Origin of the sequence: Pseudoalteromonas aquimarina (assembly GCF_049257255.1) — a bacterium.
Lineage (GTDB): Bacteria > Pseudomonadota > Gammaproteobacteria > Enterobacterales > Alteromonadaceae > Pseudoalteromonas.
This window is the reverse complement of the sequence record NZ_JBMMUG010000010.1, coordinates 14,625-29,253: the sequence shown is the minus strand read 5'-3', so window position 1 is coordinate 29,253 and position 14,629 is coordinate 14,625. Positions and strand designations below refer to the sequence as shown.

The following is a 14,629-nucleotide window of genomic DNA, read 5'->3' as shown; positions in this document are numbered from 1 at the left end:
GTATGGTTGCAGATAAGGATAAAATTATTATTGGCATTAGCGCCTGTTTAACAGGTGAGCAAGTGCGTTTTGATAAAAGCCATAAAAAGTCTGACTTTTGCGTTAACCAACTGGGCAAATTCGTGGAATATCAAAAGTTTTGCCCTGAGGTTGCCGTTGGATTGCCAGTACCAAGGCCAACCATTAGACAAATAAAACGCGAAGATATGATCCACGTTTCACGCCCTGACGGATCTATGGATGTTACTCACGAAATGAATGAATACGCATTCAAAGCAGCGAGTAAAATGGCAAATCTGAGCGGTTTTGTATTTATGAAAGGCAGTCCAAGCTGTGGCATGGAACGTGTTAAAGTATATTACGAACACGGTAAAGGTTGTGAGCACGACGGCGTAGGGCTATTCGCAAAACAGGTTATGGCACTTAATCCAAACTTACCTTGTGAAGAAAATGGACGCTTAAACGATATTCACCTACGTGAAAACTTTGTTTTGCGTGTATTCACTTACAAAAAGTGGCAAAACTTAGTAGCTTCAGGGCTATCAAAACACAAACTAACTACTTTTCATAGCCAGCAAAAATATTTAGTAATGAGCCATAATGTGGCTGCTTATAAAGCACTTGGTAACTTACTTGGTGAAAAGCATGATTTGCCGATTGAAGAGCTGGCGGATCAGTACATTTCAATGTTGATGCAAGCGCTTAAAAAACCAGCATCTCGGAAAAATCACACGAATACTCTTCAACATCTACAGGGGTATTTTAAAAAGCATCTTACCAAGCAAAATAAACAAGAGCTTAGTGAAAATATCATGGCTTATAATGAGGGTTTAGTACCGCTCATGGTGCCTTTAACCTTGATTAATCATCACTTACAAAACTACCCCAATGATTACTTGGCTAATCAGGCTTACCTAGACCCTTATCCGAAAGATTTAAGGCTCAGATACGGATTATAAATGAGTACACTTTACTGGATTCGACGGGATTTTCGTTTAGACGATAATCCCGCTTTATTTTATGCGCTACAACAAAACTGCAAACATGCTGTATTTATAACCGCATATGACACTTGGCGTACACATAATCACTCAGGCATTCAAATTGATTTTATTGAGCGACATTTAAATTGGTTTAGTGACGAGCTTACAAAGTTAGGCATTAAAGTCACTGTAATTGAATGCAATACTTTTGATGAGCAGCGAGAAAAGCTAACACAATTTTGTCGGTCCATTGGGGCCTCTTCCGTGTTAGCAAATAGTGAGCCTGAGCTACGCGAAAAAGTGCGCGACACCAAACTAGCACAAACAATAAATCTCACGCTTTACGATGCAGATACGATTTTACCTTATGGCTCTGTGCTAAATAAGCAAAGCGAAATGTTTAAGGTGTTTACCCCTTATAAAAAAGCTTGGTTGAATGTATTAAAACAACAAGGCTTTGAGCAAACATACCTTGCTGCCATTCCCCCATCAAATAACGAGGTAACCCAGCAAAGTCAGTTTGCCTTTAACTACGAAAAGCAAGATTCCAGCAAATGGCCGTTAGCCCATGAATTTATGCAACATGTACTGCCACGCTTTTTAACTGACAAAGTAACTGATTATGCAAATGATCGGGATTTCCCTGCTATTAAAGGCACAAGTGGTATTTCACCCTACCTAACCATTGGCGCAATTAGCCCTAAGCGGGTTATTTATGATTTAATTTCTTATTATCCGCATATTTTAGAGGATATGAAAGCGCCAATTTTTACTTGGTTAAACGAGCTGATTTGGCGCGAGTTTTATCGCAACTTGCTGCTGTCGTTTCCAAATTTAAATAAATTGCATGATTTCCAAACTAAGTTTAAAAGATTCGATTGGCCGGATCACCATGAAAAGTTCAACGCATGGTGCAATGCACAAACTGGTTTTCCGATTGTTGATGCAGCAATGCGCCAACTTAAACAAACAGGCTGGATGCACAACCGCTTACGGATGATTGTGGCAAGCTTTCTGACAAAGCATTTACTCGTTGATTGGCGTTTAGGTGAAGCCTTTTTTATGCAACATCTGATTGATGGTGATTTAGCCGCTAACAGTGGTGGCTGGCAATGGGCCGCAGGCACAGGGTGTGACGCTCAACCTTATTTCAGAATTTTTAACCCGATTACACAAAGCGAAAAGTTTGATCCTGACGGTAGCTTTATCCGTAAGTACTTACCAGAGCTTGCGAATGTGCCATTAAAGTACATTCATCAGCCCCAAACATATTTAGATTCTATTGGCGATAAATCTTATTGGCCACAACTTGTAGATTTGAAAGAAGCACGTTTACAAGCGTTAGATTACTACCAGAAAGAGTTAAACACAGATGAGTAACACACAACATATTGATGACTTTTTAGCTATGTACAACAAGTTGGATCGCGCCAACTTAGCTTTGCTAACTGAAATTTATCATCAAGATGTTGTGTTTATTGATCCTTTACACAGAATTGATGGATTACCCGCGCTCACCAAATACTTCTCTAATTTATACGAGAATCTCGATGCTGGTCGATTTGAAGTAACCAAGGTTCTAGAGCAAGAGAATACAGTAAGTCTTTATTGGACAATGTATTTTTCTCACAGCAAAATCAAAGCAGGGAAAGAAGTGTCATTTGACGGAAACAGCTACCTAGAATATCAAGATGGCAAAGTGATTTTCCACCGCGACTACTTCAATGCAGCCGACATGCTTTACCAACATATTCCTGTACTTGGTGGATTAATTAATCTCGTTAAAAAGCGTGCAACAGCATGAAAACAGTATTAATTACAGGAGCATCGTCAGGCATCGGCGAATCACTCGCAAAGTACTATGCACAGCAAGGTTTCAAGGTATTTGCATGTGGAAGAAACCAACAAAAATTAGCTGCTTTATGTGGTGAGTTTAGCCAAATTACCCCGCTGGTCTTTGACCTAAATAACAAAACCGAAATTTTTAGCGCTTTAGATAAAAGCATTAAACTTGATCACATCATTCTTAATGCAGGAACCTGTGAATACATCGACAATGCTAAACAATTTGATGGCGATTTGTTTGCTCGCGTAATTAATACTAACCTTATTTCAGTAGGTTATTGTTTAGAAGCGTGGTTACCTCAGTTAAACTCAGGTGGTCAACTGGGGTTAATGAGTTCAAGTGCGGTATATGTACCTCTTACCCGTGCAGAAGCTTACGGAGCATCAAAGGCTGGAGTAAGTTACCTTGCTAAAACCCTGAGTATAGATTTGGCAAGCAGTAATATTGGTGTGAGCACAATTCATCCAGGGTTTGTTGAAACCCCGTTAACAAACAAAAATGATTTTCCTATGCCTAGTCGCATAACTAGTGAACAAGCAGCAGAAGCAATTTACCTTGGTATGAAACAAAAACGTTACGATATTCATTTTCCAAAACGTTTTACCTTAGTGCTCAAAACATTCGCACTTTTACCTTTTTTTATATGGCGCAAACTCGCAATAAGGATGATTAAATAATGAAAAGAATAGCCATTATTGGCAGCGGTATCTCGGGCCTTACCTGCGCTTATTTATTATCAAAAAAGTACGATATTACACTATTTGAAAAAAACGATTATATCGGTGGTCACACCGCTACAGTTGATATTGAACACAATGGCGAAAAGCATGCGATTGATACCGGTTTTATCGTGTGTAACAACAAAACTTACCCAAATTTTTTAAAGCTTTTATCGCAAATCGGTGTTGCCTACAAAGACACTGAAATGAGCTTTAGTGTGCACAATGTGCAGAGCCAAATGGAATATAATGGCCATGGCCTAAATTCACTTTTTGCACAGCGTTCTAACATCTTCAAACCGCGCTTTTGGTTATTAATTAAAGATATTTTACGTTTCAATAAGCTGTGTAAACAGCTACATCAAACCGATATTGATCCAGCCCTTACCCTTGGTGACTTTTTAGATAAGCACGCTTTTAATGACTTTTTTTGTCAGCATTACATTTTACCAATGGGTGCGGCAATTTGGTCCACCAGCCTGCAAGAAATGCGTGATTTTGAATTAAAGTTTTTTGTTCGCTTTTTTTATAATCATGGGCTTTTAAATATCAGTGACAGGCCACAATGGCATGTTATCAAAGGTGGCTCACGTGAGTATGTAAAACCACTCACCCAGCACTTCGCTGACAAGATTAAGCTTAATAGTGATATTAAACAGGTAACTCGGATTGATACTGGTATTTCAGTAGAATTTGCCGATGGCACTTCACAACAATTTGACGACGTTATTTTTGCATGTCACTCAGATCAAGCTCTTGCGTTATTAACTGACGCAAATGAGCAAGAAAAAGCGGTGCTCGGTAGCATACCTTACAGCGAAAACGAAGTAGTGCTGCATACCGACATCAATATGTTACCGAAAAGACAACTAGCATGGGCTAGCTGGAACTATCGTTTAGATAGCAACAACCCACGCCCTGCTGCGGTAACTTATAATATGAACATTTTGCAGGGCTTAAGAACCGACACTACCTTCTGTGTCACACTCAATCAAACAGACCAAATTGACCAAAGCAAAATTTTACGCACCTTTGTCTATCATCACCCTGTGTTTAATAAACAAAGTATGGCTGCGCAGCAGCAGCGCGATACTATTTGCGGCCAGAACAACACCCACTTTTGCGGTGCTTACTGGTATAACGGCTTTCATGAAGATGGTGTACGCAGTGCGCTTGATGTCGCTAAACGATTTGGCTGCGAGTTATAGCCATGAACAGTGGCATTTACCGTGGTCAAGTTAGGCATCGTCGCTTTTCACCAAAGCAACATGCATTTAGCTACAACATGTATATGCTTGCACTTGATTTAAATGAGCTAGACTTAGTTGCCAATAGCAGTGCTTTGTTTAGCTTAAAAAAATTTGCTCCGATCAGTTTTTTTGAAAGCGATTATGTAAAAGGTGAACCGGGCAACTTAAAGCAACGTATTGCTACTAAAGTTACACAGTTAGGTGGTAACTGGGATGGCACAAAAGTGATGTTTATGGGGCAATGCCGAAATTTTGGTATTTATTTTAGCCCTGCAAATTTCTTCTTTTGTTACGACAGTAATGATGAATGCAAAACCATGCTGGTTGAGGTTTCAAACACACCTTGGTTAGAACGTCATTATTACTTAGTAGATATAACCCAACAGCAAAGAACGGATAAAACGTTTCATGTTTCACCCTTTATGGATTTAGATATGCAGTACGCTTGGCGTGTTAAAGCGCCAAATGACAAAGTACTTATTCATATCGAAAATCATAAAGCTGAAAAAGTGTTCGATGCCACAGTGGCACTATCACGTTGTGAATTTAATCGTTCTAATATGCTTAAAACGTGGTTAAGCACACCTGCAATGACCTTAAAAGTAATTGCAGGTATTTATTGGCAAGCCCTTAAACTGTTTGCCAAACGCATCCCATTTATTGCGCACCCAAACGCGAGAGGATAATTATGGAGCAGCAAAGTACCAGCTCAGCGAGTCTCACTCAGGAAAGCGAATTATCGTGGTTCACATCACGTTGTCGTTCACTCGTTTTAGATGCACTTAATAAAATAGACAATGCCGGTTTAGAAATTGAAGAAAACGGGCAAATTACATTTCTTGGCAATGATAAAAGCGAACTACGTGGCAAATTGATTGTATTAAACCCAAGCCTATACGTAGATTTTGTTAAAGGTGGCAGTATTGCCGCTGCTGAAGCTTATCTCGCCAAAAAATGGACATCACCTAATTTAACTGAATTAATTCGCGTTTTTGCGCGCTGCAGTAGCACGCTTGATCAAGTGGAAGCTAATAAATCATTCTTAACTAAAATTAAAAACTTTTTGTTCCACTGGGGTAATGCCAACACCCAATCAGGTTCTAAGAAAAACATTCTTGCTCACTATGATTTAGGCAACGAGCTCTACACCCGCTTTTTAGACAGCACCATGATGTATTCAAGTGCTATTTATTCAAATCAAGCAACCGACTTACATGCAGCTCAGCTTAACAAACTTAAAACCATTTGTGACAAACTTAAGCTTTCGCCCAACGACCACCTGATTGAGATTGGTACGGGCTGGGGTGGCCTTGCTATTTTTGCTGCAAAAAATTATGGCTGCAAAGTCACAACAACAACCATTTCTGATGCACAGTACGAATATGCCGTTGAGCGGGTTAAAGAAGAAGGTTTAGAAGATAAAATAACCTTGCTTAAAAAAGATTACCGCTTGCTTGAAGGTAAATACGACAAGTTAGTCTCAATTGAAATGATCGAAGCGGTTGGCCATAAATTTATGGCAGAGTTTTTTGCTAAGTGTAATAGCTTGCTTAAAGAGTCAGGGTTAATGCTGATCCAAGCGATCACCATTTTAGATGCCCGTTACGAACACTACCGCAATAATGTTGATTTTATTCAACGTTATATATTTCCGGGAGGCTGCTTACCGTCAAATGCCGTAATGAACCAACATATTGCTGAACAAACCAATATGATGATCGACAATGTGGAAGACATTGGCCTACATTATGCGCGCACTTTATATGATTGGCGTATGAAATTCGATAATGCTTGGTCTGAGCTAACTCAATTTGGTTTTGATGAACAATTTAAGCGATTGTGGCATTTTTATTTATGCTATTGCGAAGGTGCGTTTATTGAGCGCGTAATCAGCACACATCAACTGGTAATGCGTAAGCCTCATTATCTTGATAAAGATGACCAACAAGTTCTGGCTTACTAACCTTGTTTTATTTCAGCTAGCTTGGTTTTGCTGTGCGCTACTCACAGCAAATGCCAACTGGCTGATCCCGCCGATTATTGCTCTTCACTTTGTTTTATCGCCATCAAAACGCGATGACGCAAAATTGCTGCCTTTTGCCATTTTGGGCTGTGCTATAGATTTTGTGCTTTATCAACTAGAGATTATTAATTTCACAGCACAACAATTTCCAATTTGGTTACTCGGTTTATGGGTCATGTTTGTACTTTCAGTGAATCACTCGCTTAGTTGGTTGAATAAGTGCAAGCATTGGCAAATAGCTATTATTGGTGCCTTTGGTGGTGCGCTTAGTTATCTTGGTGCATTAAAATTCTCAGCGATTACAACCTATCTACCTCAAACATCATTGTTTTTAATATACGCTACAATCTGGGCGTTTGTGCTCCCAGCACTGATCGTTTTTCAAGGCAAATTCGTAGAATCAAAACACAATTAGCTGGACGTTAGCCATGTTAAAACAACTAGTATTTGCTGGCCTGCTGTTTGTACCAAGTGTGTTTGCAATTCAAACAAATCAACTTGTTAAATACGGTGAAGGCGAAATGAAAGTGCTCTTTTGGGAGCTTTATAAAGCAGAGTTATTTGGCAGTAAAAACACCTATTCGTTTGATGACAAACAACTCGCGCTCAAAATTACTTACTACCGCGATATTGATAAAAACGATTTAATTGAAGCAACCGCAGACCAATGGCAACACATTGGCGTGACCCATCAAAATATACCTATGTGGTTAAATGAACTTGCTACAATTTGGCCTAACATTAAAAAAAATGACATGCTGATTGTGACACGCAATGAAGATAACAGCGCGAGCTTTTTCAATAATGAGGGGCTGTTAGGTACAGTGAAAGATCCTGACTTTGGTGATGCCTTTTTAAATATTTGGTTATCGAATAAAACCACTCGCCCCGAATTGCGAGAAAAGCTGATTGGAGATGCAAAATGAAGCAATGGTTAGCGGTTATTTTTTCTATCTTCTTAGTTGCATGTTCAAGCCCAGACATTAACGATTACGCAAACACCACACCTACTCTCAAACTAGAAGAGTTTTTCGATGGCAAACTGAGTGCACACGGTATTGTACTTGACAGAAACGGTGACCTTACTCGACGTTTTAGTGTTGATTTAGTCGGGTCATGGCAGGGCAATCAAGGAAAACTGGATGAATGGTTTGTTTATGACGATGGCGAAAAGCAAACTCGTACGTGGTACATAGAAAATCTTGGCAATGGCAATTACAAAGGCACGGCAAATGACGTGGTCGGCACCGCTATGGGCAAAGCCAAAGGTTCCGCGCTTTATTGGCGCTATCAATTACAAATTGAATACCAAGGTGAGCCGCTCGAAGTAACCTTAGATGATTGGATGTTTTTAATAAATGAGAAACGCCTTATCAATCGCACCGACATCATTAAGTTTGGTTTTAAAGTGGGTGAAGTGATTCTCACCATTGAGAAAGAATAGAGTGATTAAGGGGCTTCATTATCATATTGAAGCCCTTTTATTATGCGGCTTTGCCTTGCTGTTGCTGAGATAAATCAACTACTTTTAAACTAGTTTGAATATCAGACCAATGTAACAACTCAATTCGACCAGCTTCATCTTCCACCAGCACAGTACAATTCTCAATCCAATCACCGTCATTACAGTACAAAATACCATCGATTTTTTTAATGTCTGGTTGATGAATATGACCGCAAATAATGCCATCGACACCTTGCTTTTTAGCTTCGTGTACAGCAGCGCTTTCAAATGCAGCGATTGCTTGTCGCGCTTTATGGATGCGGTTTTTAATCCACGAGGCAAGCGACCAATAATGACTACCAAACAAACGACGAACGCGATTATGCCAACGGTTTAAAAATAACAAAAAGTCATAGGCATTATCACCAATAATACTGATCAATTTGCTATAGCGAGTGGCTGAATCAAAATCATCTCCATGCACCAGTAAAAACCGTTTACCTGTTTTAGCGGTATGAATAAAACTTTTATGAACTTCAACATTCATAAATGCTTCACCTACATAAGCACGAAAGGTTTCATCATGATTGCCTGGAATATAGATAACGCGAGTGCCCGAATTGGCTTTATTGCGAATGCATTCGAGCACTTGGTAATGACTTGGCAACCAATAAAACTGTCGTTTCATTGACCACAAATCGATGATATCACCCACCAAATAAAGTACATCACATTCGGTGTTTGTTAAAAAATCCAGTAAGAAATCTGCCTTACAGTCTTTGTAACCTAAGTGCACATCTGAAATCCAAATACAGGAATAAAATTGCTTAGCCATAGCCCTTTCCTTATGTGTAATAAGGTTACGCTAAGAATATCCCATGACAAATTGGCGGCACTTATAAGAAAGCTTTATGACAACAAATCAATTTGCCAAGGCTCTTCGCTTTCTTCTTAACGGCATATTTTGCAATAGCAATATCATTCCTGAAATACAAAACAACACAGCAACCGCAGCAAAGCTAATTAATAAAGGGTTATTAAAGTCTTCACGCTCGTCGTAATCCATAATATGCAACATCCAAAAGAAATCGAAGATGCGCCAAATTGTGCTGCGCACAGTAATTACTTGGCCTGAATCAACTTGTATATACAATGTAGTGTTGACGTTGTCAGCAAAGTCTACGCGCCAAATATTAGTTTTATAGCCAACTTCTCTCGGGCCCTCTTTGAGTTTTGTGGCAATAACCTCTATTTGACTTGCATCACCAATGTAATGTGCCTTTGCTTGTGTAATTATTTGCTGTTGGTTTGGGGGTGTAAATAATTCGCCTGTCTTACCATGGAGATAAACATGCGATTCTTCACCAATTAATTCGATTACTGGCGTATTTAAGAAGTGTTTAAAATTAACTTTTTTAAGTGCAATGTCATACTCCTTAAATAAGTTAAAGTCAGTTGTATATACACCTTGAGAAAATGGGTTTTCTAGTTGCCGTTTTGCCAAGTGTTTACCATGAACATATTCCAGAGGAATAGCACTCATCACTAACCCACCGAGCAACCAAGCAAAAACCTGTAGCGCAAGTATATAACCCAACCATTTATGACATTTCCGTGCCCATTTAAACCATGTTTTATTCATTATTATTCTCGTTATTGGTTTTTTTCGTTCGTAATATGATCTTTGCGAAGGTAGAGCGTGTTGATCTTTACGGTCTAAATTCTGTTCAAATCCAAACCGTTTTGATCGCGGCGGCGCTTTGTAGACCTAGCGGGCTAAGTCAAAAAGCGACAACAAAGAGCAAAACGGTTTGGGTTGAACCTTACAGGCAGCGCTTGTTTGGCATTTATACTATGTTATCGCTCATTTATGTAAAATAACTACACTACAATCGCTCTGCCTCGTCTAAATGCCAAACAAACTGCTGTAGAAATAGACAGCAAAGGTCAACACGCTCTAGAGATATAAGCCAATCTAATGTAAAGTGAGCGACTACGCAATTTCAGAGAATAAACATCAATGTCAGATATTCAGTTTCTTAATGTCGACCTAGAAATCGAGTCAAAGCAAGATATTGCTCAGCTAGTATCCGATTTATCAAAGTCAGCTGTAGTACTTCATTACGACAAAGACGATACTCGACAATTAGCACGCATTGAAGCCAGCATTGATGTTACAACACCTGACAAAATGATTAATCATTTATGTGAATTGGTTGAATCATGTTCTCGCAATGCACTTAAACAATGGTTAGGGTGTACAAAGCGCACATTTGATATTGGTTTTCAAAGTGGCAGAAATCCTAAGTGCTTTAACCAAGCTTTACATGCCGATACATTATTACGTATTTCAGCGCTCGGTGCTGGTATGGAAATTACGCTTTATCCAACCGAGTAAGCGACAAAAGATCTAACTTAGCGTCAGTCTGTATTCTATTATGACTTGCTAAAAGCATCGCTTTTGCTGTTAGCAAGTTGTTACTTTTGAGCTCACTGCCCTACCATTTTATTAATTAACTCTCCCCTAAGATAAGTTCGTTTATTAATCTTCACACAGCAAAAAAACAATATATCCTTGTTACAACAAGCGGTTAAACGGTTAACCTTTATTAAAAATTATAAATAACACGTCATACATTCCTTTTTGGAATATAAAAGCACTTTCTATTATTTTTTTCTTCGCCTAGAGCTCGCTATATTTCACCATCAGAGAAGCACCTAAGGTGCTAAAGAATTTAGCTATCGGTTGTCGAGGAATAATGAGCATGTTGTTAAGTCAACTATCGGCGCAAGCAAGCCCGCTTTCGCCAGAGCAAGTACAGAAGTTACAAGCGCTTACTGCTGAACTGAACCCAATTCAACAAGCTTGGGTGAGTGGTTACTTAGCAGCAAATGCCAATACAGCATCACTTTCGGGCCAAGTTGCGGGCGTAGCTCCACAAGCTAGCGAAGCAGCTGCACTAACAATTCTTTACGGTTCACAAACAGGTAACGCAAAAGGCGTTGCTAACCAGCTTAAAGCAGCTGCTGAAGCAAAAGGCCTAGCAGTGAAGCTTGTGAACATGGCTGACTACAAGCCAGCTCAACTTAAGAAAGAAAAATTTATCGCTGTTGCTGTTTCTACTTACGGTGAAGGTGAGCCACCAGAAGATGCTGAAAACTTGCACGCGTTTTTAGGTTCGAAAAAAGCACCTAAGCTAGATGGCGTTAAAGTAGCGGTTATCGGTTTAGGTGATTCAAGCTACGAGTTCTTCTGTCAGACTGCAATTGATTTTGAAGAGCGCTTTAAAGCTCTAGGTGCAGAAACCATTGTTGCGCGCGCTGATTTAGACGTTGACTATGATGATCACGCAGCAGCTTGGATAGGTGGTGCAGTTGAAGCATTCGAACCTGAGCTCAAAGCACAGTCGCAAGGTTCAGCACAAGTTATTCCAATGGCTGGATTCGGTGCAGCATCAGCACAAAGCCAATACACCAAGCAAAACCCATTTGCGGCTGAGCTAAGTGTGGTACAAAAGATCACAGGTCGCGATTCAACGAAAGATGTTCGTCACATTGAGATTTCATTAGAAGGTTCTGATATCACGTATCTTCCGGGTGACTCTCTAGGTGTTTACTTCTTAAATGACGAAGCGCTAGTTGATGAAACGTTAGCACTATTAAACATTGATGGCGCAACTGAAATCACGTTAGGTGAAGAAACCTTATCAATTCGCACAGCGTTAATTGAAAAACTAGAGCTTACTCAGTCTTACCCTGGTTTTGTTGAAAAGTACGCTCAAGCAACCAACAACGCTGAGCTATTAAAGCTAGTTGAAGATAAAGCAGCAATGCGCGAGTACATCGAAGCGCGTCAGATCTTCGATATCATTAAGCAAAACCCAAGCGATATCAGCGCACAAGATCTAGCGAACAGCTTACGTAAGTTACAAGCACGTTTATATTCTATTGCTTCAAGCCAAGCTGAAGTTGAAGAAGAAGTGCACTTAACAGTTGGCCTTGTAGAGTTTGATGCCTTTGGTGAGAAACACTTTGGCGGTTGTTCGGGCTACCTAGCACACCGCGCTGAAGAAGGCGTAAAAGTTAAAGTATTTAGCGAGCATAACGACAACTTCCGTTTACCAAGCGACGATAACACGCCAGTTATCATGGTAGGCCCTGGTACAGGTATCGCACCATTCCGCGCATTCTTACAAGAGCGTGATGCACGTGAAGCGGAAGGTGAAAACTGGTTATTCTTCGGTAACCCGCACTTCACGCAAGATTTCTTATACCAAGTTGAGATCCAAGGTTATGTGAAGTCTGGCCTACTAAACAAAGTAGACCTAGCGTTTAGCCGCGACCAAGCTGAAAAAGTTTACGTGCAAGACCGTCTTCGCGAGAAAGGCGAAGAAGTATTTGCATGGTTAGAAAAAGGTGCACATTTCTATATTTGTGGTGACGCTAACCGCATGGCGAAAGACGTTCACCAAGCACTTATCGACATTATTAAAGCCCATGGTGGCAAAGATGACGAGCAAGCTGAAAGCTATCTGAAAGAGCTTCGCAGCAACAACCGTTATCAAAAAGACGTGTACTAGTAGCAATTGCTAGTACACCACACTGACCGTCACAGTAGAATTTTAGGATAAGCCATGAGCACAGATTACAAACCTAACAGCAAGCTAGACCCAAATGCTAAGTTTGCTGATAACGAAAGACTAAAAACACAAAGTAACTTTTTACGCGGTACCATTGAAGCGGATTTAAAAGACCAACTTACAGGTGGTTTTACAGCGGACAACTTCCAGCTAATCCGTTTCCACGGTATGTATCAGCAAGACGACCGTGATATTCGTCCAGAGCGTACTAAGCAAAAGCTAGAGCCTATGCACAACGTGATGCTTCGCGCACGTATGCCGGGCGGTATTATCACGCCTAAGCAGTGGTTAGCGATTGATGAGTTTGCTGGCGATAAAACAATTTACGGCAGTATTCGTTTAACAACGCGTCAAACATTCCAATTCCACGGTGTGTTAAAGCCGGGCATTAAAGAAATGCACCAAATGCTAAACAGCGTTGGCATTGACTCAATTGCAACTGCCGGTGACGTTAACCGTAACGTACTATGTACCACTAACCCTGTTGAGTCTGAGTTACACCAAGAAGCTTACGAGTGGGCTGCAAAGATTTCTGAGCACTTACTGCCACACACTAAAGCGTATGCTGAAATTTGGTTAAACGGTGAAAAGACTGAAACAACAGAAGAGCCAATTTTAGGTTCAACTTACTTACCACGTAAGTTCAAAACGACTGTTACTATTCCACCAAACAACGAAGTAGACGTTCACGCGAATGACCTTAACTTTGTTGCCATTGCAGATAATGGCAAACTAGTTGGTTTTAACGTACTTGTTGGTGGCGGTCTTGCAATGACCCACGGTGATGTAAACACTTACCCGCGCAAAGCTGATGATCTAGGTTTCATTCCGCTTGAGCACACGCTAAAAATTGCCGAGCACGTCGTATCTGTACAGCGTGACTGGGGTAACCGTGTTAACCGTAAGAACGCAAAAACGAAATATACCCTTGATACTTTCGGTACTGATGCATTTAAAGCTGAAGTTGAAAACCGCGCTGGCGTTAAATTTGAAGAAAGCCGCCCATATGAGTTCACACACCGTGGTGATCGTATTGGTTGGGTAGAAGGCATTGATGGTAAACACCACTTAACCGTGTTTATTCAAAATGGTCGTATTTTAGATTTCCCAGATAAAGCACTTAAAACCGGTTGTCGTAAGATTGCTGAAATTCACCAAGGTGATTTCCGCATGACTGCAAACCAAAACCTGATCATTGCCGGTGTACCAGCTGATCAAAAAGACATTATTGAGAAAATCGCTCGTGAGCACGGCTTAATTGACGACTCATACTCAGAGCAACGCATTAACTCAATGGCATGTGTAGCATTACCAACGTGTCCACTAGCAATGGCTGAAGCTGAGCGTTACCTGCCAGAGCTTATTGAGAAAACAGAAGCGATTTTAGCGAAACACGAAATTCCGAACGACGACATCATTATGCGTGTCGTAGGTTGCCCGAATGGTTGTGGTCGCGCCATGCTAGCTGAGATTGGCTTTGTTGGTAAAGGCCCAGGTAAATACAACGTTTACTTAGGTGGTAACCGTGAAGGTACCCGTATTCCTAAGCTTTACCTAGAAAACGTAGGTGAAGATGTTTACCTACCAGCGCTAGACGAATTAATTGGCCAATGGGCTAAAGAGCGCAACGAAGGCGAATGTTTTGGTGACTTCGCTATCCGCAAGGAAATCGTTGCCGAAGTGAAAGTTTCTAAAACAGACTTCCACGCTTAATATTTTAAGGG

15 protein-coding genes are annotated in these 14,629 nt (G+C 40.4%); 13 read left to right on the top strand and 2 right to left on the bottom strand.

The genetic code is table 11. From position 1 onward, the window contains the following. Nucleotides 1-2 precede the first annotated feature (2 nt). From AAEU29_RS19815 to AAEU29_RS19770, 10 genes are read left to right on the top strand one after another with little or no spacing between them, the layout of a single operon-like run. A complete protein-coding gene (locus AAEU29_RS19815; protein ID WP_274763046.1) occupies nt 3-959 on the top strand; it encodes a YbgA family protein in 957 nt (318 codons plus the stop codon). Further along, complete coding sequence (locus tag AAEU29_RS19810) at nt 960-2,363, top strand: cryptochrome/photolyase family protein (protein WP_421974931.1); 1,404 nt, start codon at nt 960-962, stop codon at nt 2,361-2,363. Next, nucleotides 2,356-2,787, top strand: coding sequence for a nuclear transport factor 2 family protein (locus tag AAEU29_RS19805; RefSeq protein WP_372770140.1), 432 nt, complete (start codon nt 2,356-2,358; stop codon nt 2,785-2,787). The genes AAEU29_RS19810 and AAEU29_RS19805 overlap by 8 nt, the downstream gene beginning before the upstream one ends. Further along, complete coding sequence (locus tag AAEU29_RS19800; RefSeq protein WP_421974930.1) at nt 2,784-3,506, top strand: SDR family NAD(P)-dependent oxidoreductase; 723 nt, start codon at nt 2,784-2,786, stop codon at nt 3,504-3,506. Before AAEU29_RS19805 ends, AAEU29_RS19800 begins: the two co-directional genes overlap by 4 nt. Next, nucleotides 3,506-4,756, top strand: coding sequence for an NAD(P)/FAD-dependent oxidoreductase (locus tag AAEU29_RS19795; protein ID WP_421974929.1), 1,251 nt, complete (start codon nt 3,506-3,508; stop codon nt 4,754-4,756). The genes AAEU29_RS19800 and AAEU29_RS19795 overlap by 1 nt, the downstream gene beginning before the upstream one ends. 2 nt (nt 4,757-4,758) lie before the next feature. Then, a complete protein-coding gene (locus AAEU29_RS19790; RefSeq protein WP_421974928.1) occupies nt 4,759-5,484 on the top strand; it encodes a DUF1365 domain-containing protein in 726 nt (241 codons plus the stop codon). Between the two features lie 2 nt (nt 5,485-5,486). Continuing rightward, entirely contained in the window at nt 5,487-6,761 is a 1,275-nt protein-coding gene (locus AAEU29_RS19785; protein WP_421974927.1) for a class I SAM-dependent methyltransferase, read from the top strand. Then, on the top strand, nt 6,736-7,236 hold the full coding sequence (locus tag AAEU29_RS19780) for a DUF2878 domain-containing protein (RefSeq protein ID WP_421974926.1): 501 nt from the start codon (nt 6,736-6,738) through the stop codon (nt 7,234-7,236). Before AAEU29_RS19785 ends, AAEU29_RS19780 begins: the two co-directional genes overlap by 26 nt. Before the next feature lie 13 nt (nt 7,237-7,249). Next, the gene (locus AAEU29_RS19775) at nt 7,250-7,747 is read left to right on the top strand and encodes a chalcone isomerase family protein (protein ID WP_421974925.1); all 498 of its coding nucleotides are present in this window, start codon (nt 7,250-7,252) and stop codon (nt 7,745-7,747) included. Beyond that, nucleotides 7,744-8,265, top strand: a complete 522-nt coding sequence (locus tag AAEU29_RS19770) for a DUF3833 domain-containing protein (RefSeq protein ID WP_421974924.1) — start codon at nt 7,744-7,746, stop codon at nt 8,263-8,265. The genes AAEU29_RS19775 and AAEU29_RS19770 overlap by 4 nt, the downstream gene beginning before the upstream one ends. 40 nt (nt 8,266-8,305) lie before the next feature. On the opposite strand, the gene AAEU29_RS19765 is transcribed toward AAEU29_RS19770, so the two are convergent. Both AAEU29_RS19765 and AAEU29_RS19760 read right to left on the bottom strand, forming a co-directional pair. Next, on the bottom strand, nt 8,306-9,100 hold the full coding sequence (locus AAEU29_RS19765) for a UDP-2,3-diacylglucosamine diphosphatase (protein WP_421974923.1): 795 nt from the start codon (nt 9,098-9,100) through the stop codon (nt 8,306-8,308). A gap of 87 nt (nt 9,101-9,187) precedes the next feature. Continuing rightward, complete coding sequence (locus tag AAEU29_RS19760) at nt 9,188-9,907, bottom strand: hypothetical protein (protein ID WP_421974922.1); 720 nt, start codon at nt 9,905-9,907, stop codon at nt 9,188-9,190. A 378-nt stretch (nt 9,908-10,285) separates the two neighbouring features. Between AAEU29_RS19760 and AAEU29_RS19755 the strand changes: the two genes are divergently transcribed. The 3 genes from AAEU29_RS19755 (at nt 10,286) to cysI (ending at nt 14,618) form a co-directional block, all read left to right on the top strand. Next, nucleotides 10,286-10,663, top strand: coding sequence for a hypothetical protein (locus AAEU29_RS19755; RefSeq protein WP_421974921.1), 378 nt, complete (start codon nt 10,286-10,288; stop codon nt 10,661-10,663). A 367-nt stretch (nt 10,664-11,030) separates the two neighbouring features. After that, nucleotides 11,031-12,845 carry an assimilatory sulfite reductase (NADPH) flavoprotein subunit gene (locus AAEU29_RS19750; RefSeq protein WP_421974920.1) on the top strand — a complete coding sequence of 605 codons (1,815 nt, stop codon included), beginning with the start codon at nt 11,031-11,033 and terminating at the stop codon, nt 12,843-12,845. 54 nt (nt 12,846-12,899) lie between these two features. Then, the gene (gene cysI, locus AAEU29_RS19745; protein ID WP_421974919.1) at nt 12,900-14,618 is read left to right on the top strand and encodes an assimilatory sulfite reductase (NADPH) hemoprotein subunit; all 1,719 of its coding nucleotides are present in this window, start codon (nt 12,900-12,902) and stop codon (nt 14,616-14,618) included. Nucleotides 14,619-14,629 lie beyond the last annotated feature (11 nt).

Bases quoted from the DNA above. Each gene is read 5' to 3' on its own strand.
- AAEU29_RS19815 (WP_274763046.1), top strand. From the start codon at position 3: ATGGTTGCAGATAAGGATAAAATTATTATTGGCATTAGCGCCTGTTTA.
- AAEU29_RS19810 (WP_421974931.1), top strand. From the start codon at position 960: ATGAGTACACTTTACTGGATTCGACGGGATTTTCGTTTAGACGATAAT.
- AAEU29_RS19805 (WP_372770140.1), top strand. From the start codon at position 2,356: ATGAGTAACACACAACATATTGATGACTTTTTAGCTATGTACAACAAG.
- AAEU29_RS19800 (WP_421974930.1), top strand. From the start codon at position 2,784: ATGAAAACAGTATTAATTACAGGAGCATCGTCAGGCATCGGCGAATCA.
- AAEU29_RS19795 (WP_421974929.1), top strand. From the start codon at position 3,506: ATGAAAAGAATAGCCATTATTGGCAGCGGTATCTCGGGCCTTACCTGC.
- AAEU29_RS19790 (WP_421974928.1), top strand. From the start codon at position 4,759: ATGAACAGTGGCATTTACCGTGGTCAAGTTAGGCATCGTCGCTTTTCA.
- AAEU29_RS19785 (WP_421974927.1), top strand. From the start codon at position 5,487: ATGGAGCAGCAAAGTACCAGCTCAGCGAGTCTCACTCAGGAAAGCGAA.
- AAEU29_RS19780 (WP_421974926.1), top strand. From the start codon at position 6,736: ATGACCAACAAGTTCTGGCTTACTAACCTTGTTTTATTTCAGCTAGCT.
- AAEU29_RS19775 (WP_421974925.1), top strand. From the start codon at position 7,250: ATGTTAAAACAACTAGTATTTGCTGGCCTGCTGTTTGTACCAAGTGTG.
- AAEU29_RS19770 (WP_421974924.1), top strand. From the start codon at position 7,744: ATGAAGCAATGGTTAGCGGTTATTTTTTCTATCTTCTTAGTTGCATGT.
- AAEU29_RS19765 (WP_421974923.1), bottom strand. From the start codon at position 9,100: ATGGCTAAGCAATTTTATTCCTGTATTTGGATTTCAGATGTGCACTTA.
- AAEU29_RS19760 (WP_421974922.1), bottom strand. From the start codon at position 9,907: ATGAATAAAACATGGTTTAAATGGGCACGGAAATGTCATAAATGGTTG.
- AAEU29_RS19755 (WP_421974921.1), top strand. From the start codon at position 10,286: ATGTCAGATATTCAGTTTCTTAATGTCGACCTAGAAATCGAGTCAAAG.
- AAEU29_RS19750 (WP_421974920.1), top strand. From the start codon at position 11,031: ATGTTGTTAAGTCAACTATCGGCGCAAGCAAGCCCGCTTTCGCCAGAG.
- cysI (WP_421974919.1), top strand. From the start codon at position 12,900: ATGAGCACAGATTACAAACCTAACAGCAAGCTAGACCCAAATGCTAAG.